This window comes from Halomicrobium mukohataei DSM 12286 (genome assembly GCF_000023965.1).
Classification (GTDB): domain Archaea; phylum Halobacteriota; class Halobacteria; order Halobacteriales; family Haloarculaceae; genus Halomicrobium; species Halomicrobium mukohataei.
In genome coordinates this window covers 703,594-727,636 of the sequence record NC_013202.1, presented here as the reverse complement: position 1 = coordinate 727,636, position 24,043 = coordinate 703,594, and the positions used below count along the sequence as shown (strand labels likewise).

The following is a 24,043-nucleotide window of genomic DNA, read 5'->3' as shown; positions in this document are numbered from 1 at the left end:
ATCCCCGACCATGGGCTACGGCTCGGGTAATGAGTCACGTACGCACGATCAGGGTGGTAGCATGCGCGTAGTCGCCAAGTTCGGCGGGACGAGCCTTGGCAACGGCGAGCGGATCAACCGGGCCGCGGACTCGATCGCGTCGGCCATCGAGAACGGCCACGAGGTCGCCGTCGTCGCCAGCGCGATGGGGAACACGACGGACGAACTCCTCGAAGAGATCGAGTACGACGCCGAGCCCGAGGACCGCGCACAGATCGTCAGCATGGGCGAGCGCACCTCCGTCCGGATGCTCAAGGGCGCGCTCGCGGCCCGGGGCGTCGAGGCGATGTTCCTCGAACCGGGGAGCGAGCACTGGCCGATCATCACCGACGAGTACGGCGAGGTCGACGTCGAGGAGACGACCAAGCGGGCTCACGCGCTGGCCGGCCAGCTGGAGGACGTGGTGCCGGTCGTCACGGGCTTTCTCGCACAGGACCTCGCGGGCAACGTCACCACGCTGGGGCGGGGGGGCTCGGACACCTCGGCGGTGATGCTGGGCAAGTACATGGACGCCGACGAGGTCGTCATCGTCACGGACGTGGAAGGCGTCATGACGGGCGACCCCCGCGTCGTCGAAGGGGCACGCAACGTCGGCGAGATCTCCGTCGACGAACTGCGTTCGCTCTCCTTTCGCGGTGCCGAGGTCGTCGCGCCCTCGGCGCTGTCGTACAAGGACCGCGATCTGGGCGTCCGCGTCGTCCACTACCAGCACGGCGACCTGCTGACCGGGGGCACCTCGATCGAGGGCGAATTTCAGAACCTCATCGACCTCCAGGAAGAGCGCCTCTGCTGTGTCACTATCGCCGGCCGCGCGATCCGAAACAGTCCGGGCATCCTCGGCGAACTCTCGACGGCGCTTGGCGACGAGGGGATCAACATCGACGGCGTCTCCTCCGGGATGGACTCGATCACCTTCTACGTCGACACCGACCACGCCGACGACGCGGAGGCGCTCTTGCACGATCACGTCGTCGACGACGACACCCTCTCCAGTGTCACCGTCGAGGACGACATCGCCGTCGTCCGCGTCACGGGCGGTGAGCTGCCGAACCAGCCGGGCATCGTCAAGCGCGTGATCGACCCGCTCTCGGACGCTCACATCAACCTCTACGACGTGATCACCTCCGCCACCTCGGTGTCCGTGTTCGTCCCGTGGTCGGACCGAGAGCAGGCCCTCTCGCTCGTTCAGGACGTGTTCTGAAGCCGTCGGCTGTGTGACTTTCGACTTATCGCCCCTGTGTCAGCCGGAACCCGATCTGTCGCGGTAGCCCGGCGTCCTCGACTGCCCGGATGACCGCGTCCGTGTCGTAGTCGACGCGTCGCTCCTCGACGGTCCCCTCGGCCACGTCGAGCACGGCGTAGGCCGCCGTCGGGTCGTCGTCCCGTGGCTGGCCGACGCTCCCGGGGTTCAGGACGATCCCGTCGTCGTAGCGTTCGTGGTGCTGGACGTGGGTGTGGCCCATGATCAGCGCGTCCTCGTCTCCCAGCAGGTCCGGCCCGAACTCACCCGGCCGGGTGTAGTGGTCGGGGTCGTCCGGGTGGCCGTGGACGATCTTCACTCGCCCGTCGAGCACGCGGCGCTCTGTCGGCAAGCCGTCGAGCCACGCCAGCTGGTCGTCGGTCAGCTGGTCGCGGGCGTGGTCGACGGCGGCCGCCGCCATGTGGTTGAAGCGTGGGGCGTGGTCCGTCGCGACGGCCCGGTCGTGGTTGCCCTGTACCGTCGGGACCGTTCCGTCGAGCAACGCGGCGTCGCTGTCTGCGATCGGCCCGCTCTCTGGCGCTGCGATCGCGTCGACACACGCTGCGTGCCACGGATTGTACCCCACCACGTCCCCGGCACACACCAGTCCGTCGACGCTGGGCATGTCCGCGAGGACGGCCTGTAGTGCGACCTCGTTTCCGTGAACGTCTGATAGAATACCGAGCTTCATTGCCACTCTCTACGACGGTCAGAACTTAGTTCCCACTGACCTGTTTCACGATCTGGTCGTACGGAAGCTTCGTCTGCCCGTCGCTCGGCGGGTTCGTCCAAACTGCGCGCGAGACCGGCCTACGTCCCGTGCTGCCAGGAGTCCATGTACTCGGCCTGGCTCTCGGTCAGCGAGTCGAAGTCGACGCCTTCCGCGTCGAGTTTGATCTCCGCGACCTCCCTGTCCAGTTCGTCGGGCACGTCGTGGACGCCGGCCGCGTACGCCTCGCCGCGCTCGACCAGTTCCCGGACACAGACGGCCTGGATGCCGAACGACTGGTCCATCACTTCGACGGGGTGGCCCAGCGCGATCGGGGTCGCGAGGTTGACGAGTCGCCCCTCTGCGAGGACGTTCAGTCGGCGACCGTCGGCCATCTCGTAGGCCCGGACGCCGTCGCGGGCCTCGTACGTGTCGACGGCCAGCGCCGAGAGTGCGTTGAGGTCGACCTCCACGTCGAAGTGGCCGGCGTTGGCCAACAGGACGCCGTCCTGCATCGCTTCGAAGTGCTCTTCGACGATCACGTCGCGGTTGCCCGTCGTCGTGATGAACACGTCGCCCTCGGCGGCGGCCTCGGCCATCGGCATCACGTCGTAGCCTTCCATGTGGGCCTCCAGGGCGCGGCGAGGCTCGACCTCAGTGACGATCACGTCCGCGTTCTGGCCGCTGGCCTTCTTTGCGACGCCTTTCCCGCAGTTCCCGTAGCCGGCGACGACGACGGTCTTGCCTGCCCACGAGAGGTTCGTCGTCATCGCGATCGACGCGAGCGAGGACTCGCCGGTGCCGTGGACGTTGTCGAACAGTCGCTTCATCGGCGTGTCGTTGACGGCGAAGACGGGGTACTCCAGCGCGCCGTCGTCGTCCATCGCGCGCAGGCGGTGGACCCCGGTCGTCGTCTCTTCTGCGCCGCCGACGATGGTGTCGATCAGCTCGGGATAGTCCTCGTGGATCGCCGCCACGAGGTCCATCCCGTCGTCGACGGTGATCGTCGGCTCGTGGTCGATGACCGCCTCGATGGCGGCGTAGTACTCCTCGTCGTCGACGCCGCGTTCGGCGTAGCAGGTGACGCCCTCGACGGCGTCTAGCGCGGCCGAAACGTCGTCGTGGGTCGACAGCGGGTTACAACCGGTCATCGCCACCTCGGCCCCACCGGCGGCCAGCACTTCGGCCAGGACGGCGGTCTTGGCTTCGACGTGCATCGCCATGCCGATGCGCTCGCCCGCGAAGGGCTGGTCGGCCTCGAAGGACTCCCGGAGCGACGCCATGATCGGCATGTGCTGGACGGCCCAGTCCATCTTGCGGCGGCCCTCCTCGCGGGCCGTGGCCGGGTCGTCGAGTCGCGCGGTAATGGGGTCAGTCATACCCTACATAAAGAGCAGGCCGCTGAAAACGCTACCGAACCGGGATCAGTTGCCGCCCGCGTTGGCGTGGTCCGGCGGACCGCCGTCGTCGTCACTCTCCGCTCCGTCTTCTTCGTCTTCCGACTCCTCAGTTTCTGCTTCGTCGTCGGTCTCGGACGCTTCGTCGTCGGTCGCGTCTTCCTCCGCGTCGGGACCGGCGTGCTCTGGCGGGCCGCGCTCGTCTTCGTCAGTCTCGTTCTCGCGGTCGGGACCGGCGTGTTCGGGCGGGCCGCGCTCGTCCTCGTCGGTCTCGTTCTCGAATGCCGTCTCGTTGTCGTCTCCGGTCTCGTTCTCGTGGTCGGGACCGGCGTGTTCGGGCGGACCCGCGTGGGCGGGTGCGTTGCCGGGGTTGTTCGCCTGGACGAAGGCGGCGACCTGCGGACCGATGTGGCGTCGATCACCGTCCAGCAGCGACTGGACGTAGGCAGACACCTGCTGGCCGAAGGCGCTCGTCTGATTCTCGACGAGGTACTCCTCGCCGAGCAGGTCGGCCGTCGTCGTGGCCGTCCGGTTGTCGGCGGTCGCGGTGACCGAGATCGTCACGTTGGCCTCGGGCGAGTCCAGCTCTACCTCCCCGTCGTCGTCGGTCGTGTACGACCCGATTCCCTCGTAGGAACTCCCCTCTTCGCCACCCACGTCGACGGTGGCGTTCTCGACGGCGCTGTCGTTTGCCGTGACGCTGATCGTCACGTCCTCGTCCTGTGCGACACTGACCGACAGCGCCGCGTTCCCGGCCTCGTCGTCGGCCGCCACGACGCCGGGGCCGACTGCGGCCCCGACCAGCGTGACGGCCATCGCCAGTGCGAATAGTTCGGTGCGCATCGTACCAGAGACGTGTGCTAACACCGGCATAAACCCCGAATCCGGTTCAGTCAGTTCGGCGACGTTCGAAACTCTCTCAGACTGCGCGAGAACGTTTAAAAACGCCCCTGGTCGTTTAACTCCGCCCGGCGGTCGCCGCTACTCCGTCGCGCGCCCGACCAGCGCCGTCGCGTGCTCGTCTGCACGCTCGACGACAGTCGCTTCGTCGAACGGTTTCACGTCCCGGTCGCGCATCAGGACCGTTCCGTCACAGACGGTGTGGCGCACGTCGCTCCCGCTGGCGGCGTAGACGAGGTGGCTCACGAGGTCGTGGGCCGGCGTCAGGTGTGGCTGGTCGAGGTCGACCACGGCGAGGTCGGCGTTCGCGCCCGCTTCGATCCGCCCGCTGTCGAACCCGAGCAGTTCGGCCCCGCCGGCCGTGGCGATCTCGACGACGCTCGCTGCCGCCATCGCGCTCGCGTCCTCGGCGGCGAGCTTGCCGATCATCGCGGCGTCGCGCATCTCGTCGAACATCGAGAGGTCGTTGTTCGAGGCCGCGCCGTCCGTCCCCAGCCCGACCGTGACCCCGGCATCGAGCAGCTCCTGGACGGGTGCCATCCCGCTGGCGAGCTTCATGTTCGAGGCCGGGCAGTGGGCGACGCCGGTGTCGGTGTCGGCCAGCAACTCGATCTCTCGCTCGTCGACGTGGACGCCGTGGGCGATCCAGGTGTCCGGACCCAGCACCCCCAGGTCGTCGGCGTACTCCAGTGGCCGCTTGCCGTGCTCGTCGACGATCGGGCCGACCTCGTCGCTCGTCTCGTTGGCGTGCAGGTGGATCGGCCGGCCGGCGTCGTTCGCCGCGGGGACGAACTCCCGGAGGAGCTCCTCCCCGACGGTCGTCAGCGAGTGGGGCTGGAAGGTCGTCCGAATTCGCCCGTCGGCCGCGCCGTCGAGGCGCTCGGCCACGTCGAGGCTCTGCTGGACGTCCTCGCGTGCGTCCGCCTCGTCCTTGCCGACGGTGACCGCGGTGTGGCCCAGCACGGCCCGCAGGCCGGCCTGCTCGACGGCCCCGGCGATCTCGTCGACGTGGAAGTACATGTCCGAGAGCGCCGTCGTCCCGGATTTGATCATCTCGACCAGGCCGAGTTCGGCACCGGCCCGCACGTCCTTCGGGGTCAACTCCGCCTCGACTGGCCAGATGTCCTCTTGCAGCCACGCGTCCAGTGGCTTGTCGTCGGCGTACCCCCGCAACAGCGTCATCGCCACGTGCGTGTGGGCGTTGACCAGCCCCGGCACGACCAGTCCCTCGCTGGCGTCCAGCTCGTCGTCGCCGGAGAGCGCGCCGGGCTCGCCGACGGCCGCGACGTCGCCGCTGTCCTGATCGACCAGTACGTCCGCGCGTTCGACGGTCAGGTCCGGTCGGAGGACCCGCCCGCCGGAAACGAGGAGTTCACTCATGCTCGGGGCTTCTGTCCGCGGGTGCCTGAATCCACCGCCTTCGCTCGTGACGCGGGACGGGAACGAGGGTGTCACAGTACACGTCGCCAGCCTTCGTCGGCCTGGCGAAGGTGCGCGCACCCGAACGGATTTCAATCGAGAGACTCTGTATCACTGCTATGAACGACCGCCACGCAGTTGTGCAGTGCTGCGATCGCCTTCGGGAGACTGGTTCGGAAGGGGATACCGCAACGCTCGCTGCACGCCTGCGGGAGTTGGCGGACCGCCTCGAATCGGTCGCTACTGACGATCCGGCGGTCGACGACATGCGCGAAGCGGCCAGCATCCTCGCTGCACGGGTCGACGAAATCGAGCAACTGACGGCTGAGGCCCCGTCTGACGCTGAAGCGGCGATCCACAGCGCATTCGGGCAGCAAGCGGTGGCCCTGTCCCAACGCGTTTGCCGGTGGTGTCTCCGCGCTGGGGACGGTACTCCCGACGCACTCTGGGCGGCACGCGCACGATCGCTCGCCGCGGAGCCGGCGGAGACTGCCGACGTCCTCGAACGGGCACTCGACACCGTCGAGCAACTCGATGTCGACGAAAGCAGGCTGTCGGCGTCCCGTCGTGCGATGGCGGCAGTCATCGAGCGGGACAGCGCAGCCGATGACCGAGCCGACCGGATCGACGAATTGGCGAGGGATTTGTGATTCGACGAACCGCCGCGGCCCATTCCCCGCGTGTGAGCTGCCGTCTCACACGATTCTCTCGAAGGGAAAAGCAATTGCGGCGGGCCGGCGAGGTGTCGGTATGCGCATCGCCGTCCCCAACAAGGGCCGTCTGCACGATCCGTCGGTCGACCTGCTGGAACGGGCGGGGCTCCACGTCGTCGACGGAGCCGACCGTCAGCTCTACGCCGAGACGGTCGATCCCGACGTGACGATTCTCTACGCCCGCGCCGCCGACATCCCCGAGTACGTCGCCGACGGCGCGGCCGACGTGGGCATCACCGGACTCGACCAGGTCCGAGAGGCCGGTCCCGACAACCTCACCGAGCTGCTCGATCTGGACTTCGGCTCGTGTCGGCTGGTGCTTGCCGCGCCCGAAGACGACGCCGTCGAGACGGTGTACGACTTCGAGGGGGGTCGCGTCGCCACGGAGTTCCCCAACGTCACGCGCCGGTACTTCGAGGAGATGGACGTGGACGTTTCGATCACGGAGGTCTCGGGTGCGACCGAGCTCACGCCCCACGTCGACATCGCCGACGGCATCGTCGACATCACCTCGACGGGGACGACCCTGCGGATGAACCGTCTGGAGATCGTCGACGAGGTGCTGGACTCGTCGGTCCGCCTGTTCGCCCGCGAGGAGGTCGCCGACGACCAGAAGGTCGGCCAGGTCGAGACCGCCCTCGCGTCGGTCATCTCCGCTGAGGGCAAGCGCTACCTCATGATGAACGCTCCCGAGGAGGCCCTGGACGACGTGAAGGACGTCCTGCCCGGCATGGGCGGGCCGACGGTGATGGACATCGCCGGCAGCGACGACGTGGCCGTCCACGCCGTCGTCGACGACGCCGACGTGTTCGAGACGATCACCGCGCTCAAGGACGTGGGCGCGAGCGACGTGCTGGTCACCGAGATCGAACGGCTCGTGGAGTAATCTCGTCTCGGAGGTCTCTGGCGAGGGGTGCGATTGCTACCGACGCACCGAAAGCTCTCGGCTCGCCCTTTCGGTGTCCTGACGAACGAAGTGAGTGGGGGCGTGAAAGACGAGTGCAACGAGTCTTTCATACGGTTTCTTGTAGTTGCTTACCGGTGATCGTCGCCACGGAGTAGACGATCACCGGTAAATCGCTACAATAATCCGTATCAGTGTCTGTCCCTGGTCGGCCGCTGCTCCTCGGAACCCTACTCCCACCACTCGCTCCTGATCTCGCTGTAACTGGCGTCCTGGAACACCGCGGCGCGCTCGCCGCTCTCCAGCCCGAACGCCGTCCCGAGCCAGTAGCCGGTGTGCCAGCCGACGGCGTCCTCGCCGACGGGACCGACGCAGACGACCATTCGGGTGTACAGCTCCGCGCGCTCGTCGGTGTCGAGGTTCCGGACCGAGCGGATGCCGCCCGATCCGTCGGTGACCGTACAGCCCCGCTCGCTGTCGTTGGTGACGACGACCTCGGCAAAGTCGGGGTCGTCGCTCACGACGACGCTGACGTTCGTCGGCACGGTCCCGTCGGCTCCGTCGTCGTAGTACTCGACGGCGTGGCGGACCTGCTCGCGGACCACCGTCGGGTCCCCGTCGATGGTGTCGGGCTCGACCGCGACGTTGAGGGTGTCACCGTACCACGGGAACGCCCGGTCGGTGGCGTCGCGGATGTCGCCCTCGTAGCGCTGTGCCATCAGGTCCAGGGGCTCGTCGCTGTGGTTCAGGCCGACGAGGTGGCCGAACTCGTGGCGCGTCGTCGCCAGGACCCCCGAGTTCGAGCCCCGGCTCTCGACGGCGGCGACTTCGAGGTCTCTGGCCCTCGTCCCCTCGTGGAGGTACGCCGCACAGCCCGCGACGTTGGTCTCCCGATCGTCACAGCGATCGATCGACTCCCTGAACTGGACCTCGACGCGTGCGTCGTCGGGGTCCTCGGCCAGCGCGAAGCGGTACTCGAAGTCGGTGTAGCGCTCGATGTTGGCGTTCCAGTAGTCGATCGTCCGGAGCGTGAGCGCGGTGGTGTTGCGTCCGTCGTCGGCGCTGTCGTTGATCCGGACCGGGACGACTTCCTGGCCCCACGGGTTGTCCGACGAGAGCGTGTCGTCCGGCGTTTGCGTGGCCGTCTCTGTCGGCGATGGAGTGGCCGTCTCTGTCGGCGATGGGGTGGCTGTCGGCGTCGAAGCGGGCGTCTCCGTCTCGGTTGCGGTCGGCGTGGCGGTCTGGGACTCGACGGCGGTCGGCGTTTCCGTCTCGCTCACCGTCGGCGCGGCGTCCTCCGGGACCAGCAGCCCGCTACAGCCCGCGAGGGTCACGAGGACGACCACGACCACGGTGGCAGCTGTACGCGACATCGTATTCACCACTGCGTCGCCGCTCTTGTAAGTCACTCGGCCACTCGCTGCCGGCCATTTATTTCGCCCCGCGACCAAGGAGTGGTATGTACGAGCGGGTCGCCGACCTGGATCTGACCGTCGACGAGTACGAGCTGGCCGATCGTCGCCGCGACACCTCCAGTGGGTTCACGCGCCGAACGACGACGGTCGCGCTCCACGGCGACGGCGAGGTCGGGCGCGGGGAGGACGTGACCTACGAGCCCGAGGATCACGACTCCATGCACGCGCTCACGGCCGATCTGGCCGGCGAGTACACGCTGGATTCGTTCTCCGACCGGCTGGACGAGATCGATCTGTGGCCCGAGCCGCCGACGCGAGACGCCGCCCGTCACTACCGGCGCTGGGCCTTCGAGAGCGCGTCGCTCGACCTGGCGCTGAAACAGGCCGGCCGGACGCTCGGGGACGCGCTCGATCGGACGTACGATCCCGTCCGATTCGTGGTCTCGACGCGCCTGAGCGAGGACGGCGACGGACGGCCGACGACCGACCGCGTCGAGGCGTGGCTCGACATCGACCCCGACATCGAGTTCAAGCTCGACCCCACGCTCGACTGGGACACCGCGCTGATCGAGGGGCTCGCGGCGACCGACGCGGTCCGCGTCGTCGACCTGAAGGCCTACTACGAGGGGACCGACGTGGACACGCCGGTCGACGCCGAGTTCTATCGGCGCGTCGCCGAGGGGCTGCCCGACGCCGTCGTCGAGGACGCCGCGATCACCGACGAGACGCGACCGGTGTTCGAGGGCTGCGAGGAGCGGCTGAGCTGGGACTACCCGATCACGGGCATCGCCAGCATCGAGGCGCTGCCCGTCGAACCGTCGTGGCTCAACTGCAAGCCCTCCCGCTTTGGTACCGTCGAGTCGCTGCTGGAGTCGATCGCCTACTGCGAGCAACGCGGCATCGAGCTGTACGGCGGCGGACAGTTCGAACTCGGCGTCGGCCGCGGGCAGATCCAGGCGCTGGCGTCGCTGTGCTACCCAGGGGCACCAAACGACGTGGCCCCGGGCGAGTACAACGCACCCGAGCCACAGGCGGGGCTCCCGTCGAGCCCGCTCGAACCGACGGCGCGTCGCGGCTTCGGCTGGTGAGGATCGGACGCGTCGCGGCCGTGTGGCTGTGCTGTCCTCGCCGAACCCGCCTCCCCCCGTCGATCCCTCACTCCTCGGCCAGGTAGTCGTCCTGGACGGCGACGACCTCGCTCGAATCCGCACACGCGGCGTACCGCTCCAGTGGCTCCTCGTTGAGTTCGAGGAAGGTGTGGCCCCAGCTGAAGTGTTCGAGCAACCGCTCGGCGTGGTCGCGCTCGCCGAGGATACAGAGCGCCCCCGCGAAGGCTTCGACCGTGTTGAGCTGGAAGGCGGTGCCGTAGTTGACCGGGTTGCCGGCAACGAGGAACGGCAGCGACCGGTGGAGCCCTTCGAGGTCGAACGCCTCCCGCTCGGCGGTCTCCCACGAGCAGTCCAGTGCCACCACTCGGTCGGTGCGAGAGCCGGAGCCCGCCCGATCCGCGGGTGAGAGGGCCTGGTCGGCGAAGGGGTTCAGCACGATCCCCGGCGGCGTCGACCGGGTCGCGCGGTGCAACTCGGTCTCGTCGAACTGTGCGAGCCGTCGGGCGCTGCACTTGTCGGGATCGTCGTCGCCCTCGTACCGGACGTGTAGTTCCACGGCCGCTCGTAGGCCGTCAGCCGACATAAGCGCCACGAGCTTCGATTTTGGACATACAGTTAAGTAGCCGAACGAGAAACTCTTCCGCAGTGATTTCCGAGGGCGACGAAGCGCCGCGGTTCGAGCTGCCGGCCGTCGTCGACGGCGAACACCGGCGGGTAGCGCTCGACGAGTACCTCGGCGAGGACGTGGTCATCCTCGCGTTCTATCCCGGCGACTTCAACCCGGCCTGTGACGAGGAGTCGGACCTGGACGAACTCGACCTGTTCACGATGCAGAAAGACGTGAGCGTGCTGGGAATCAGCGCGGACACGCTGTACAGCCACGCCGCCTTCGCCGAGGCGTACGACCTGCACGTCCCGCTGCTGTCGGACACGCGCCGCGAGGTCGCCAGAGAGTACGGCGTCACCTTCGAGGACGCCGTCGGCCAGGCCCTGATCGAACGGGCGGTGTTCGTCGTCGACCACGACGGCGTCGTCCGGTACGCCTGGTCGACACAGAGCCCGCTGGCCCTGCCCGACGTGGACGCCATCAAGGACACGATCGGCGACACCGGCGGTGACGACACCGCGTTCGCCCGCTATCGCGTCGGTCACGCCCACTACACCGAAGGACGGCGAGCGTTCACGAGCGCCATGGGGTCCTACCAGGACTCGGAGTGGATGCTCGCTCAGTCTGACTTCGGGCGGGCACAGGAGGCCTTCGAGGAGGCCGCCGACCACTTCGACAGCGCCGTTCGGTTCGTCGACGACGCGGACCTGTCGACGTACTACGAGCGCGCCGAGGAGAAGGCGACCGCGCTCTGGCAGGCCGCAGAGTGGCTCTCGGAGTCGGCCAGCGAGTACTCCAGCGGTGCCGGCGCGGCGGGCCAGCGGCTCCGGGACGACGCCGAGCGACCGCTGGAGACCGCCCGCGACATCGGCGAACCGATCGATCCCGACGACTGGCCGCCGGACCTCGACGCCGACGACGCCCAGAGCATCCTCCCGCAGGACGACGACGCGGAGGTCGAGCTGGCGATCGACATCGACGAGGCCGCGACCGGCGGCCCGGAGGCCGACGCGCCGTCGCTCGACGACACTCCGGCTGGCGAGAGGTCGAGCGACGAGGCCGGCGGCGAGGAGGAGATCGACGACGACGAACTCCAGGAGATCGAGGCGGAGCTGACCGCCAACCAGCCCGACGACCCGACCGGTGGGGACCTGGAGGAGACGCCGACGAGCATGGTCGACGCACCCCCGGACGCCGACGACGGTGACGCCGGGGGCGACGACGATCCGGCCGAACTCCAAGCGGACCTGGAGACGGGCCAGTCGGCAGGGGAGGGCTCGCGGGCGGACGGCCCGGACGAGGAGCGAGCGGACTCTACGCCCGACACGCCCTCGCTCGACCCGGACGAGGCGGACGTTCCGCCGCCGGGATCGGGCTCGCTGGAACCCGGCGGGGGATCGGGCGACGGGGCCGCACTCGACGATGACGACGGGGGAGCGTCGCTCGACGACGGTCCGGACCAACGGGACCACCTCGACGAGACGGACGAACTCGACGAACCGGACGGGGCCAGCGACGAGGACATGGCCGCGATCCCGACCGAGGAGGAACTCGCCGAGGACGACGCGGACGACGACGGCGAGCGGTACTGATACGGCGGATCGTAGTGCTCTCGGTTCGAGCACACGCCGTCGTGCGATCGACCGACCCCTCGTCTCCAACCGTCCGACCGTCGGACCACCACTTTCTCGTCGCTGCCCGGCGAGAGGCCAGTCATGGATCGGGTGGCGACGGCACGCGCGTACTACCGGGCACTGGACGAGCACGACTACGACCTGCTTTCGGACGTACTCGCCCCTGATTTCGTCCACGACAGGCCCGACCGGACGATCGAGGGCCGCGAGCGGTTCGTCCGATTCATGCGCGAGGAGCGCCCCCAGACCGACACCAGCCACCCGATAGCGACGATCTACACGGGTGCGTCGACCGTCGCGGTCGAAGGACGGCTTCTGAACAGTGACGGAGCGGAGATCACGCAGTTCGTCGACGTGTTCGCGTTCGAGGACGGCGTGATCGGCCGGATCAGGACTCACACGCCAGAGCCCTGATACTGCCGGCTGTCACTGTTTCAAGAGATTCGCGATACGGGCTCGCGAAATTCTTCACAGACGTACAGCCGGCAGTATGAGCGTCAGAACACGATGCGCTCGAACAGTCGCCGTAGCAGCCCCGGCTGTTCGGACTCGTGGGCGTGGACCGTGATCTCGGTGCTGTCGGCGGGTCCGTCGGGTCGCCGGTCGAACAGCGAGCCCCGGAGTCGATGATCGGCACCCCGGCGGATCCGCATGTCCGGTCTGGTCTGGGCGGTCTCCGTGCCGCCCTCCGAGACCGGGACCGAGAGCAGGTCAGCCAGCTGTTCTCGGTACGTGACACCGGGGCCGTTCTCGCTTCCCTCCCCTGCGCTGAAGACGACGCGACCGCCGTTCTCGGCGGCCAGCGTGTCCGTGATCGCGACGGTGTTGGGGTGGAAGGGGCCGCCGTCGTCCTCGACCGCGATGCGCTCCGGTCGGTCGTATCCCCTGTTGTCCACCAGCAACACGTCACAGGGCGCGTGGTCGACGACCCAGTCGACCGGATCACCGAGCAGGCGCGAGCGGAGCCGCCGGTGTTCGTGCTCCGCGACGATCGCGTCGACGCCGCGGTGGCGCGCGAAGTTGACGATCGCGTGTTTCGTGTCGTGGCTGACGATCTCGCCCGCGTCGACGGCGACGTTCAGGTCGTCAGCGAGGTCGTCGGTCTGTTCTTCGAACTGCACGTCTGCCGGCGACTGCGTCTCGGAGGCCGTTTCGAGGTCCATCTGGTCGGGCACCTCCTCGAACCAGACGGCGACGACGCGGCCGTCGTGTGGCCGCACGAGGTCGGCGGCGATCCGCAGTAGTGCGGCCTCGCGCTCGCGGTCCATCTCTCGGGTGATCGCGACCAGTACCTCGTAGGGCGCGTTCTCCATCGCGGACTCGGTCTCGTCGATGAGCGCGTCGCCGATCCCCTGCCCGACCGCGTCGGCCGCGGCACCCTGTCGCTCGACGTTGGGCCGGGCGTAGAGGACGTACCAGAGCACGCTCCCCACGGTGATGACGACGGCTCCGACGATCGCGACCGGTCCCATCTGGGTGAGCAACACGGTGCCGCTGAGCACGCCAGCGACCTGCATCCAGGGGTACAGCGGCGACTCGAAGCTCGGCTCGTAGTCGCCCTCGCCCTCGCGGAAGGCCACGATCGCGACGTTGATCAGGACGAACACGAGGATCTGGAACGCGCTCGCCAGCTTCGCGATCTCGAGGACCGGGACGAACGCGATCAGGGCCAGCAGGACGATCCCGGTCAGCGAGATCGACAGCGACGGCGTACCAAAGCGCTCGCTGACCTCCGCCAGCGAGGTCGGTACGAGGCCGTCACGGGCCATCGCGAAGGGGTACCGAGACGACGAGAGGATGCCGGCGTTGGCCGTCGAGATCAGCGCGAGGATCGCCGCCAGCACCACGGCCCAGACCCCCCACTCACCGAGCGTCGCTGCCGCGGCCTCGGCGACCGGCGTGGCCGAGCCGGCGACCACGCCCGCGTCGGTGACGCCGACGATGATCGCCACGATCAGGACGTACAGCAGCGTCGTGAACGCCAGCGAACCCAGGATGCCGAGCGGAATGTTTCGGTCCGGGTTCTCGACTTCCTCGGCGACGCTGGCGACCTTTGTGACGCCAGCGTAGGAGACGAACACCAGCCCCGTCGCGGCCAGCAGACCGGACAGTCCGTCGGCGTAGAACGGCTGGAAGTTGGCCTGCTGGACGCTCCCTCCGCTGCCGACGACGAACCACGACAGTGCCGCCAGCATCACCACGACGATCGCGACCTGCAGGCGGCCGGTCTGTTTCGCTCCGAGGAGGTTCACCAGGATCAGGACTGCCGCGAGCCCCAGCGCGACGGGCTTGACTGGGAGGTCGAACAGGATCAGGAGGTAGGGGACGCCGCCGACCAGCGCGAGCCCGCCCTTGAACGCCAGCGAGAACCACGTGCCGACGCCCGCGACCGTTCCGAACAGCGGCCCCATCCCGCGCTCGATGTAGAGGTAGGTCCCGCCGGCCTCTGGCATCGCCGTCGCCATCTCCGACTTCGACAGCGCCGCCGGCACGACGAGGATCCCCGCGAGCAGGTAGGCGAGCACGACCGAGGGACCGGCCGTCTTGAGCGCCAGCGCCGGGAGAATGAAGATCCCGCTGCCGATCATCGCGCCGACGCTGATCGCCAGGACGGTCGGGAGTCCGAGGTCCCGTTCCAGCTGTTTCATCTGTCTCGTCGTGTCCCGCCATTGCGCGCTCGGTCGGACTCCGCGATGCCGGCCGTCCGGACTCCCGGCGGGGGATCGGTCGCCTCGGCCCGCGCGACAAGTGACCGACCGTCGACGGGGGCCGACGGTTCGAGCGCGACTGCTGTGCGAGTGTGACTGGGTGGTGACTGTCGAATCATGTGTTACTGTATCGACACCCTGTCCCTCCGGGTGTCCACGTTATCCGGCCGTTACAGACGGACGCCAATAAGCTAGCCGATGTAATTGACGATTCGATAGATTTACTGTATCTATGTTTACGACCTGTCCTCACAGTCGGCGTCGAACCCGTCGAACGCGTCCACGTGTTCGTTTCGGATGAGGTCCTCGTCGGCGACTTCCAGCCCGAGTTCGTCGAGGTCCCGGCCGATGCGGCTGAGATCGTCGCCGTCCGCCCCGACGACGCTGACGTGGACGTTCTCCTCGCCGGTCATGACCTCCGTCACGCGAACGACGCCCGGCACTTCCAGGGCCGCTTCGGCCAGCTCCTCTCGCCGGGGGACCGGCGCGGTACAGATGATCAGCGTGTACAGCTGGTAGCCGGCGCTCTCGTACTCCACGTCGGCGTGGTACCCGCTGATGAGGCCCTGTTGTTCCAGTCGCTGGATCCTGTTTCGGACCGTGCTGGCCGAGACGTCGGCCGCGTCGGCGATCGTTCCGGAAGACGTGTGACGCGCGTCGGTCTGTAGTTCGTGGATGATCTTTTTGTCCAGCTCGTCGAGTCCTTCGAGCGTCATGCGTTTCGGTCACGGACCGGATACAAATAGGCATTCCCCGTCACAGCGGCGTCAGCTTCCGATCCCGACTCCCACTCGACGCCGCCAGCGGGCTCGCTCGTCGCCGGCCTCCCCTACCGGACGCTCGGACGACCGCCTCAGTCGTCGCCGTCGCCTTCGCCGACGGCGCTCTCCCCGACGGGCTCGTGGCCTTCGATGACTTCCTGACCGCCCATGTACGGCCGGAGCGGTTCGGGGACGGTGATCGTGCCGTCGTCGTTCTGGTAGTACTCCATGATTGCGACCATCACCCGCGGGACGGCGACGCCGCTGCCGTTGAGCGTGTGGAGGTACTCCGCCGATTCGTGGCGCTCGGGCCGGTAGTGGATGCCCGCGCGCCGGGCCTGAAAGTCCTCGAAGTTCGAGATCGAGGACACCTCCAGCCAGCGCCCGCCCTCCTCGGGGCCGTCGTCCATGTCGTCGCCGGGTGCCCACACCTCGATGTCGTACTTCTTGGCCTGGGTGAACCCCATGTCGCCGGTACACATGTCCAGCACGCGGTAGGGCAGGTCCAGGCGGTCGAGCACTTCCTCGGCCTCGGAGAGCAGTCCTTCGAGACGCTCGTAGCTGTTCTCCGGCCGGACGAAGTTCACGAGTTCGACCTTGTTGAACTGGTGGACGCGGACGTACCCGCGGGTCTCGGTCCCGTGTTCGCCGGCCTCGCGCCGGAAGTTCGGCGAGAACGCCTGGTGTTTGATCGGGAGGTCGTCGTCCAGCAGGATCTCATCGCGGTACATGTTGGTCACCGGCACCTCCGCGGTCGGGAGCAGCCACAGGTCGTCGTCGTCGTACTCGTCGTCCTGTCGGGCTTCGATGCGGTAGGCGTCCTCGGCGAACTTCGGCAGCTGGCCGGTCCCACGCATCGACTCGCTGTTGACCGGCAGCGGCGGGAACACGTCGATGTACTCCTGCTCGCGGTGTACGTCGAGCATGAACTGGATCAGCGCGTACTCCAGCCGTGCGCCCTCGCCCTTGACGAACTGGAAGCCGCCGCCCGAAACCTTCGCGCCGCGCTCGAAGTCCAGAATGTCGAGTCGCTCGCCCAGCTCGTAGTGAGGGACCACGTCCTCGGGCAGGGTCCGCAGGTCGTCGAACCCCTCGCGGTAGCGCTCGACGTTGTCGTCCTCGCCCTCGCCGACCGGCACCGACTCGTGAGGGACGTTGGGGATCTCCAGCAGGCGCGCCTCCAGCTTCGCTTCGAGTTCGTCGGCGCGGTCCTCGACGCGCTGGAGCTCCGCTTTCAGCTCGCTCGAGCGCTCGATGGCGTCCTGGGCCTTCTCCTCCTCGCCCTCGCGCTTGTACTCGCCGATCTCGCTGGAGACCTCGTTGCGCTGGTGGCGCAGGTCGTCGCCCTCCGCCTTCAGCTCGCGCCACTCCGCGTCGATCCGCAGGATCTCGTCGAGGTCGACGCCCGTGACGCCCTTCTGCTCGATGGCCTCTCGGACCATCTCGGCGTTCTCACGGACGAACTGTCTGCTCAACATGGACGGCGGTTGTCCACGCCCGGCCCTAATCATTCCGATCCACCTTTTTCCGCTGCGGGTGCGCCTCCGGCGCACCGCTTGCGCAAAAACGTGGGCGAAAAAGGCCGCGAGTCGCGCCTTCGGCGCGCTCGCGGTGAACCGGGCGACCTTCCGGGTCCTTCGGACCGCTCGGTCGCCCGGATGCTCACAGCAACGACGTGGCGCGCGCTGTCGCTCGCTCCGTCGAGCGACGGCACTGTGAGAGGTCTTCGCGAGCCACTGGCGAGCGAATGGCTCGACAGACGAGTGGGGTGAGGGCTTTCGGTACTCGTTGGCACCGCCGATCACTGTCCCGTCGACCCCTAGCGACACCAGGTACTACTGTTGGGACCGCCCGCCTATAAGACCGACCGCCAAGAACAGCCGCCAATGACCGAGCCGGAGACGGTCGTCGTCGGCGACGGGCGGCGGCTGGCCTACGAGGAGTACGGCCGCGCCGACGGGCGGCCGGTTGTGTGTCTCCACGGCAACCCCGGTTCCCGGCTGCTGTGGTCGCTGTTCGACGAGACGGCCCAGCACCACGACGCCCGCCTGATCGCGCCGGACCGGCCGGGCTTTGGCGCGTCCGACTTCCGGCCCGACCGGGACCTGCTGGACTGGGCCGACGACGTGCGGACGCTGGCCAAGATGCTCGATCTCGACACCCTCTCCGTCGTCGGCTTCTCGGCCGGCGGTCCCCACGCGGCCGCCTGTGCTCACGAACTCGACCGCGTCGAGCGGGCCGTCCTCGTCAGCAGTCCCGGTCCGCCGGAGACCCGGAAGTACGCCACGGCGGCGAACCGTCGGCTGACGGCCGCCACCAGATCGGTCCCGGGGCTCTCGCGGGGGCTGTTCGGGCTGACGGGCTGGCTGGCGCGCCACTGGTTCGGACAGTTTCGCGAGACCATCGAGAGCGGCGCGTCCGACGCCGACCGCGAGCTGTTTGCCGCTCCCGACGGCACCGTCGTCGTGGCCGACGCCGCCGAGGCGTTCGATCAGGGCGGGCGCGGCCCGGCCCACGAGTTCCCGATGCTGGGCGATCCCTGGGGGTTTGATCCCGCCGACTGCGCCCGGACGCTGTCGCTGTGGCACGGCCGTCAGGACGAGCGAGTCCCGCTCCGGGTCGCCCAGGCCGTCGCCAGCCGACTGCCCGACACCGACGTGAGCGTCGTCGACGCGGGCCACTACTCGACGCTGGTCGAGCACTTCGAGGCGATTCTGCTGGACGCGGTCGAGTGATACTGCCGGTCGATTCGACGGCAAAACGGGACGCTCGGCTAGACGCGTTTCGACTGGGCGTCGACCGTCCAGCCGGGATCTTCGCCGGTCTCCGCGATGTGCTCGGACCGACACGCCGGACAGTAGTCCGGCACCGTGGACTCGCTTCTCGGAACGTAGACCGCGCCGCCACACTCCACGCACGCGTCCTCGACCACTGTCGTACAGTCGACACAGAGATTGAAGTCGTCGACCGTCAGCTCGCGCAGGGGTTCGAGGTGTTTGTCCAAGAGGTACTCGTCGATAGCCGCCTGGCAGTTGTGGCACGGTTGCATAGCGATCCACTGCACACCATGTGATACCGACACATAGTCCTACCGCCTGCAGTGAGTTCTGCCAGCGACCTGTCGTGAAACGAACTCGAAGTGTCACTCCGGTGTTCCGGCGACTGCGAAAAGTGGGTATCGTCCGTCCGATCGCGCTCCGGCCCGTGTCTCGGCAGGCGGGCACGGACGGGGGCTCTATTCGAGGTCGAAGCGGTCGGCCTGCATGACCTTCGTCCAGGCCTCGACGAAGTCCTCGACGAGCTGTTCCTCGCCGTCGTCGGCCGCGTACACTTCGGCGATCGCCCGCAGTCGGGACTGGGACCCGAAGATCAGGTCCGCGCGGGTGCCAGTCCACTTGTGTTCGCCCGTGTCGCGGTCGTACCCCTCGTAGACCTGGGTGCCCTCGCTGGCCTCCTCCCACTCGGTGTCCATGCTGAGCAGGTTCGCGAAGAAGTCGTTGTCCAGCGTCCCCGGTTCGTCGGTGAAGACGCCCAGATCCGAGCCGTCGTACGTCGCGCCGAGCGTGCGCATGCCGCCGACCAGCGCGGTCATCTCGTCGGGACCCAGATTCAGGAGGTCGGCCTTGTCGACCAGCAGCGTCTCGGCCGGCTGTTCGAGGCCGTCCCGGATGTAGTTACGGAACCCGTCGACCTTCGGCTTCAGCGCCTCGAAGGAGTCGGCGTCAGTCTGTTCGGCGGTGGCGTCGGTCCGGCCCGGCTCGAACGGCACGTCGACCTCGTAGCCGGCCGCGGCCGCGGCCTCCTCGACGGCCGCGTTGCCACCGAGGACGATCAGGTCCGCCAGCGAGACGCGCACGTCGTCGGATCGGCCCTCGTTGAACTCCGCCTGGATCTCCTCGTAGGTTTCGAGGATCGCTTCGAGTTCCTCGGGCTGGTTGACCTCCCAGCTACGCTGGGGTTCGAGACGGAGTCGGGCACCGTTCGCGCCGCCGCGCTTGTCGCTGTCGCGGTAGGTCGAGGCCGACGCCCAGGCGGTCGTGACCAGCTGAGCGGTCGAGAGGTCCGAGTCGAGGATCTCTCCTTTGAGGTCGGCAATCTCGGCGTCCCCGATCAGTTCGTGATCGACCTCCGGGATCGGGTCCTGCCAGACCATCGTCTCGTCGGGCACTTCCGGGCCCAGCAGCCGCTCGGGCGGACCCATGTCGCGGTGGGTCAGCTTGTACCAGGCCTTCGCGAAGGCCATCCCGAACTCCATGGGGCTCTCCTGGAACTCCTCCATGATCTCCCGGTAGTCGGGGTCGCGCTTGAGCGCGATGTCGGTCGTCAGCATCATGGGGGTCTGGGTCTCGTCCGGGTCGTGCGCGTCGGGCACGCTGTCTTCCAGCTCCTCGCCTTTCGGTGCCCACTGCCACGCGCCGCCGGGGCCGCGCTCGGGCTCCCACTCGTAGTCGAGCAGGTTGTCGACGTAGCCCATGTCCCACCAGGTCGGGTCCTGCGTCCAGGGGCCTTCGATCCCGCTGGTGATCATCTCGCCGCCCTTGGAGCCGCTCTCGTTTTTCCAGCCGAGGCCCTGCTGTTCGATGGGGGCGGCTTCCGGCTCGGGACCGAGGTTCTCGTCGGGATCGTCCGCGCCGTGGACCTTCCCGAACGTGTGGCCACCGGCGATCAGCGCCGCCGTCTGCTTGTCGGTCATCGCCATCCGCGAGAACGTCTGTCGGATGTTCTTGGCCGACGCCTCGGGGTCGGGGTTACCGTCCGGGCCTTCGGGATTCACGTAGATGAGCCCCATGACGGAGGCCCCGAGCCCTTCCTGGATCTCGCCGGGCTCCTCGAAGCGTTCGTTGGTCTCCATCTCCTCTTCGGGACCCCAGTTGACCGCCTTGTCTGTGTCGAAGGCGTCCTCGCGGCCGCCGCCGAAGCCGAAGGTCTTGAAGCCCATCGACTCGATGGCGACGTTGCCCGCCAGCACGATCAGATCAGACCACGAGAGGCGCTTGCCGTACTTCTGCTTGACGGGCCACAGCAGGCGTCGGGCCTTGTCGAGGTTGGCGTTGTCGGGCCAGCTGTTGATCGGGGCGAAGCGCTGTCGTCCGCCTGCCGCGCCGCCGCGGCCGTCGTAGGACCGGTAGGTCCCGGCGCTGTGCCAGGCCATCCGGATCATGAACGGACCGTAGTGGCCGTAGTCGGCCGGCCACCAGTCTTTCGAGTCCGTGAGCACGTCCTCGATGTCCGCTTTCACTGCTTCGAGGTCGAGCTTCTGGAACTCCTCGGCGTAGTCGAAGTCCTCGCCCAGCGGGTCCGCGTCGCGGACGTTCTGGTCGAGAATCTCCAGGCTCAGCCGCTCGGGCCACCACTCGTCGTTCGACGTTCGCTCGGGCCAGGCGGTCGATCCGCTCGTACTCAGTTCTGTTCCGGATGTGGGACTGTTGTCTGCCATCTATTAGTCCCGTGCAGAGCCTCCTCAAAAACAGTTGTTTTGGCATATGCCAAAGTGGCGGTGGCTTTAACGCGTCGCCGCTCCCCACTCGTCGTATGGCAATCGGCGACGCCGTTCGAGCACGAGCGGTACACGACGACTGCTGGTACGTCGACACCGGCATGTACGATGTCGAGGAGTACGGCTCCGTCTACCTCGTCGACGGCGACCGGCCGGCGCTGGTGGACACGGGTCTGGGAACCAACGTCGAGCGCGTCCTCGATCTCCTCGAAGCGGCCGGCGTCGCTCCCGAGGCGCTCGACGTGATCGCGCTCACGCACGTCCACCTCGATCACGCTGGCGGCGCGGGTCCCCTCGTGGAGGCGTGCCCGAACGCGACCGTGTTCGTCCACGAGTCGGGGGCGCGCCACCTCGTCGATCCCGCTCGCCTCTGGGCCGGCACGAAACAGGCCGTCGGCGACCAGATCGACTACTACACCGAGCCGACGCCGATACCCGAGTCGCGTATCGAGACACTGACCGACGGCGACGCGATCGACCTCGGCGACCACCGTCTCCGTGCCCGTCACGCGCCCGGCCACGCACCCCATCAGGTCGTCTTCGACGCGCCGGAACTGGACGCCGTCTTCACCGCCGACGCGGCCGGCATCTACACGCCCTCGACCGACGAGGTCCACGTGACGAGCCCGCCGCCGAACTTCGATCTCGACGGTGCCCTCGACGACGTGGCGATGCTCGCCGACCTCGATCGGACGTGGCTCTGCTACGCACACTACGGCCCGGCCCGGACCGACGCCCGCCTCGACGAGTACGCCACGACCCTCGAAACGTGGGTCGAGGCAGTCGAGACCGCGCGAGCGGACCGCAGCGACGACGAGGCGGTCGTCGAGCACTTCGTCGAGACCGTCGAGACGCCCGCCGTCTGGAGCGACCACAAGGCGCGGGCCGAGGTCGCCATGAACGTTCGCGGCGTCCTGACGTATCTGGACCGCCACGGCGAGGACGCGTAATCGCCAGACTGGTGTGTGATGTGACACTGCTGCGAGTGAGTGCGTTTATACGGGCCGACTCCGTGCATTCGTGTAGATGGCGGCTACTGAACTGATACTTCTCGTCGCAGGGATCACTGCGATCGGCGTCCTCGCTCAGCTGCTCGCGGACCGTCTCCAGATCCCGACCATCATCTTCTACATCGGTGCCGGCCTCTTGCTAGGCCCCATCTCGGGGTATCTGGCCGACTCTCTCCCCTTCCTCGGTGGCCGGATCATCGACCCGGCGTCGTTCGGTGACGCCCTGCCGGCGATCGTCGGTCTGTCGGTCGCGATCATCGTCTTCGAGGGGGCGTTTCACCTCAGGGTCGAACGCATCAGAGAAGCACCGGCAGCGGCGTTGCGCGTCGTCACGGTCGGCGCGCTCATCGCGCTGCTCGGGACCGCTATCGCGGTTCGGTTCGCCCTCGGCGCTTCCTGGGCGCTCTCGCTGACGATCGGCGCGCTGTTGACCGCGACGGGGCCCACCGTCGTCACGCCGATCCTCGACATCGTCCCGGTCCGTGACCGGGTCGCGGCCACGCTGGAGACCGAGGGGATCGTCAACGACGTGAGCGCCGCCATTCTGGCCGTCGTCTTCTTCGAGATCGTCAACCCCGCAGACGACTTCGAAGGGCTCTTGCACGGGTTCGCGGGACGACTCGGAATCGGGCTCTTCTTCGGGGTCGTCGTCGCCGGTGTGCTGTACTACCTCGTCCGGTACGTGGATCTCGCACCCGGGGACGCACCGCGAAACGCTCGACTGCTCGTCCTCGCGGGAGCGCTGGTCGCCTACGCCTCGGCCAACTCGGTCGCGAGTGAGGCCGGCGTCGCCGCCGTCGCGACCGCCGGCTTCCTGCTTGGCAACGCCGACATCCCCTACGAGGAGGACATCGAGGACTTCAAGGGCGACATCACGCTCATCGTCCTCTCCTTTGTCTTCATCACGCTGGCGGCGCTGCTCGAATTTTCGACCCTCCGGACGGTCGGGCTCGCGGGCGTCGCCGTCGTCGTGATCATCGCGCTCGTCTTGCGCCCGCTCCTGATCTTCATCTCGACCGTCGGCGACCGCTTCACGCTACAGGAGCGGACGTTCATGAGCCTCGTCGGTCCCCGCGGGATCATTCCCGCGTCGGTCGCGACGCTGTTTGCCGTCCAACTCCGATCCGAAGGGCTCCCAGAGGAGGCCAGTCTCCTGCTGGGGGTCGTCTTCCTCGCGATCCTGCTGACGGCCATCTTCGAAGGTGGCCTCGCGCGCTACATCGCCGAATACCTGGACGTGATACCAATGCGAGTCATCATCGTCGGAGGCGGTAAGGTGGGCCGGTCGCTCGCCGAACGCCTCGAAGACCGCGGCGAGAACATCGTCATCATCGAGAAGAATCAATCAGTCGTCGAATCGGCGCGCAACGCCGGCTACACCGTCGAGTACGGCGACGGAGCCGACACGGACACGTTACGTGCCGCCGGGGCCGACAACGCCAAGATCGTCGCCGCCGCCACCGGTGACGACGACGTGAACCTGCTCGTGTCACAGCTGGCGTCCTCGAAGTTCGACGTGGAGAGAGTCATCGCACGGGCCAACAACCCCGACAACGTCGAGGCGTTCGAGGATCTGGGCGTTCGGACCATCTCCTCGTCGATGGCGACGGCCTGGGCGATGGACAACCAGATCGAACGCCCGGCGATCGCCAACTGGATGACCGACATCGGCCACGAGGGCGACGTACAGGAAGTCGAGGTCTGTGGCGGGACGTTCGTCGGGAAACCGATCAACGAGATCGGTTCCATGCTGCCCGAGGCCTGCCTGATCGCGCTGGTCACTCGGGACGGCGAGACGACGGTGCCCACAGCCGACTTCGTCATCGAGAAAGGCGACATGATCACGCTGCTGGGCCGTCGCGAATCCGTTCGCGAAGGGATGCAGATGGTCGACTCGCCGGCCGACTGACACTTCTCCCTCGTCGTCCTGTGTTCAATCGCCGTTGAACACAGAGGTATCACTAAATGCACACGGCTCCCT

20 protein-coding genes are annotated in these 24,043 nt (G+C 67.7%); 9 read left to right on the top strand and 11 right to left on the bottom strand.

Features of this window, described 5'->3' with window-relative positions:
- The first annotated feature begins 61 nt into the window (after positions 1-61).
- Positions 62-1,240: an aspartate kinase gene (locus HMUK_RS03620; protein WP_015761737.1), complete on the top strand. Its 1,179-nt coding sequence runs from the start codon at positions 62-64 to the stop codon at positions 1,238-1,240.
- A gap of 25 nt (positions 1,241-1,265) precedes the next feature.
- Here the strand turns inward: HMUK_RS03620 and HMUK_RS03615 are convergent, their stop codons facing one another.
- The 4 genes from HMUK_RS03615 to HMUK_RS03600 form a co-directional block, all read right to left on the bottom strand.
- The gene (locus HMUK_RS03615; RefSeq protein WP_015761736.1) at positions 1,266-1,970 is read right to left on the bottom strand and encodes a metallophosphoesterase family protein; all 705 of its coding nucleotides are present in this window, start codon (positions 1,968-1,970) and stop codon (positions 1,266-1,268) included.
- 119 nt (positions 1,971-2,089) lie between these two features.
- Positions 2,090-3,367: an adenosylhomocysteinase gene (locus tag HMUK_RS03610; RefSeq protein ID WP_015761735.1), complete on the bottom strand. Its 1,278-nt coding sequence runs from the start codon at positions 3,365-3,367 to the stop codon at positions 2,090-2,092.
- A gap of 45 nt (positions 3,368-3,412) precedes the next feature.
- Positions 3,413-4,228 (bottom strand): ICP22 family protein, encoded by an 816-nt coding sequence (locus HMUK_RS03605; RefSeq protein ID WP_126967148.1) that lies wholly within the window; start codon positions 4,226-4,228, stop codon positions 3,413-3,415.
- A 138-nt stretch (positions 4,229-4,366) separates the two neighbouring features.
- Positions 4,367-5,665: an amidohydrolase gene (locus HMUK_RS03600; RefSeq protein ID WP_015761733.1), complete on the bottom strand. Its 1,299-nt coding sequence runs from the start codon at positions 5,663-5,665 to the stop codon at positions 4,367-4,369.
- Between the two features lie 158 nt (positions 5,666-5,823).
- Between HMUK_RS03600 and HMUK_RS03595 the strand changes: the two genes are divergently transcribed.
- Entirely contained in the window at positions 5,824-6,354 is a 531-nt protein-coding gene (locus tag HMUK_RS03595; protein ID WP_015761732.1) for a hypothetical protein, read from the top strand.
- A gap of 100 nt (positions 6,355-6,454) precedes the next feature.
- Positions 6,455-7,303 carry an ATP phosphoribosyltransferase gene (hisG, locus tag HMUK_RS03590; protein WP_015761731.1) on the top strand — a complete coding sequence of 283 codons (849 nt, stop codon included), beginning with the start codon at positions 6,455-6,457 and terminating at the stop codon, positions 7,301-7,303.
- 248 nt (positions 7,304-7,551) lie between these two features.
- Here hisG and HMUK_RS03585 read toward each other — a convergent pair whose 3' ends face one another.
- Entirely contained in the window at positions 7,552-8,694 is a 1,143-nt protein-coding gene (locus HMUK_RS03585; protein WP_126967147.1) for a matrixin family metalloprotease, read from the bottom strand.
- A gap of 86 nt (positions 8,695-8,780) precedes the next feature.
- Between HMUK_RS03585 and HMUK_RS03580 the strand changes: the two genes are divergently transcribed.
- Positions 8,781-9,824 (top strand): enolase-like domain-containing protein, encoded by a 1,044-nt coding sequence (locus HMUK_RS03580; protein ID WP_015761729.1) that lies wholly within the window; start codon positions 8,781-8,783, stop codon positions 9,822-9,824.
- 67 nt (positions 9,825-9,891) lie between these two features.
- Here HMUK_RS03580 and HMUK_RS03575 read toward each other — a convergent pair whose 3' ends face one another.
- Positions 9,892-10,401: a DUF367 family protein gene (locus tag HMUK_RS03575; RefSeq protein WP_049940867.1), complete on the bottom strand. Its 510-nt coding sequence runs from the start codon at positions 10,399-10,401 to the stop codon at positions 9,892-9,894.
- Positions 10,402-10,490: 89 nt separating this feature from the next.
- Here HMUK_RS03575 and HMUK_RS03570 point away from each other — a divergent pair, with 89 nt between their 5' ends.
- Both HMUK_RS03570 and HMUK_RS03565 read left to right on the top strand, forming a co-directional pair.
- Entirely contained in the window at positions 10,491-12,044 is a 1,554-nt protein-coding gene (locus HMUK_RS03570) for a redoxin domain-containing protein (RefSeq protein ID WP_015761727.1), read from the top strand.
- Positions 12,045-12,167: 123 nt separating this feature from the next.
- Positions 12,168-12,500, top strand: coding sequence for a nuclear transport factor 2 family protein (locus tag HMUK_RS03565; RefSeq protein ID WP_015761726.1), 333 nt, complete (start codon positions 12,168-12,170; stop codon positions 12,498-12,500).
- Positions 12,501-12,583: 83 nt separating this feature from the next.
- On the opposite strand, the gene HMUK_RS03560 is transcribed toward HMUK_RS03565, so the two are convergent.
- The 3 genes from HMUK_RS03560 to serS form a co-directional block, all read right to left on the bottom strand.
- Positions 12,584-14,734 carry an amino acid transporter gene (locus HMUK_RS03560; RefSeq protein WP_015761725.1) on the bottom strand — a complete coding sequence of 717 codons (2,151 nt, stop codon included), beginning with the start codon at positions 14,732-14,734 and terminating at the stop codon, positions 12,584-12,586.
- A 296-nt stretch (positions 14,735-15,030) separates the two neighbouring features.
- Complete coding sequence (locus tag HMUK_RS03555) at positions 15,031-15,510, bottom strand: Lrp/AsnC family transcriptional regulator (RefSeq protein WP_015761724.1); 480 nt, start codon at positions 15,508-15,510, stop codon at positions 15,031-15,033.
- 137 nt (positions 15,511-15,647) lie between these two features.
- Entirely contained in the window at positions 15,648-17,033 is a 1,386-nt protein-coding gene (gene serS / locus HMUK_RS03550) for a serine--tRNA ligase (protein WP_015761723.1), read from the bottom strand.
- A gap of 408 nt (positions 17,034-17,441) precedes the next feature.
- Between serS and HMUK_RS03545 the strand changes: the two genes are divergently transcribed.
- Positions 17,442-18,290, top strand: a complete 849-nt coding sequence (locus tag HMUK_RS03545) for an alpha/beta fold hydrolase (protein ID WP_015761722.1) — start codon at positions 17,442-17,444, stop codon at positions 18,288-18,290.
- Between the two features lie 38 nt (positions 18,291-18,328).
- Here the strand turns inward: HMUK_RS03545 and HMUK_RS03540 are convergent, their stop codons facing one another.
- Positions 18,329-18,604 carry a DUF7571 family protein gene (locus HMUK_RS03540; protein WP_015761721.1) on the bottom strand — a complete coding sequence of 92 codons (276 nt, stop codon included), beginning with the start codon at positions 18,602-18,604 and terminating at the stop codon, positions 18,329-18,331.
- A 186-nt stretch (positions 18,605-18,790) separates the two neighbouring features.
- Positions 18,791-20,992: a catalase/peroxidase HPI gene (gene katG, locus HMUK_RS03535; RefSeq protein ID WP_015761720.1), complete on the bottom strand. Its 2,202-nt coding sequence runs from the start codon at positions 20,990-20,992 to the stop codon at positions 18,791-18,793.
- A gap of 95 nt (positions 20,993-21,087) precedes the next feature.
- On the opposite strand from katG, the gene HMUK_RS03530 reads away from it, so the two are divergent.
- Both HMUK_RS03530 and HMUK_RS03525 read left to right on the top strand, forming a co-directional pair.
- A complete protein-coding gene (locus HMUK_RS03530) occupies positions 21,088-22,002 on the top strand; it encodes an MBL fold metallo-hydrolase (protein WP_015761719.1) in 915 nt (304 codons plus the stop codon).
- Positions 22,003-22,078: 76 nt separating this feature from the next.
- The gene (locus HMUK_RS03525) at positions 22,079-23,971 is read left to right on the top strand and encodes a cation:proton antiporter domain-containing protein (RefSeq protein ID WP_015761718.1); all 1,893 of its coding nucleotides are present in this window, start codon (positions 22,079-22,081) and stop codon (positions 23,969-23,971) included.
- Positions 23,972-24,043: the final 72 nt, after the last annotated feature.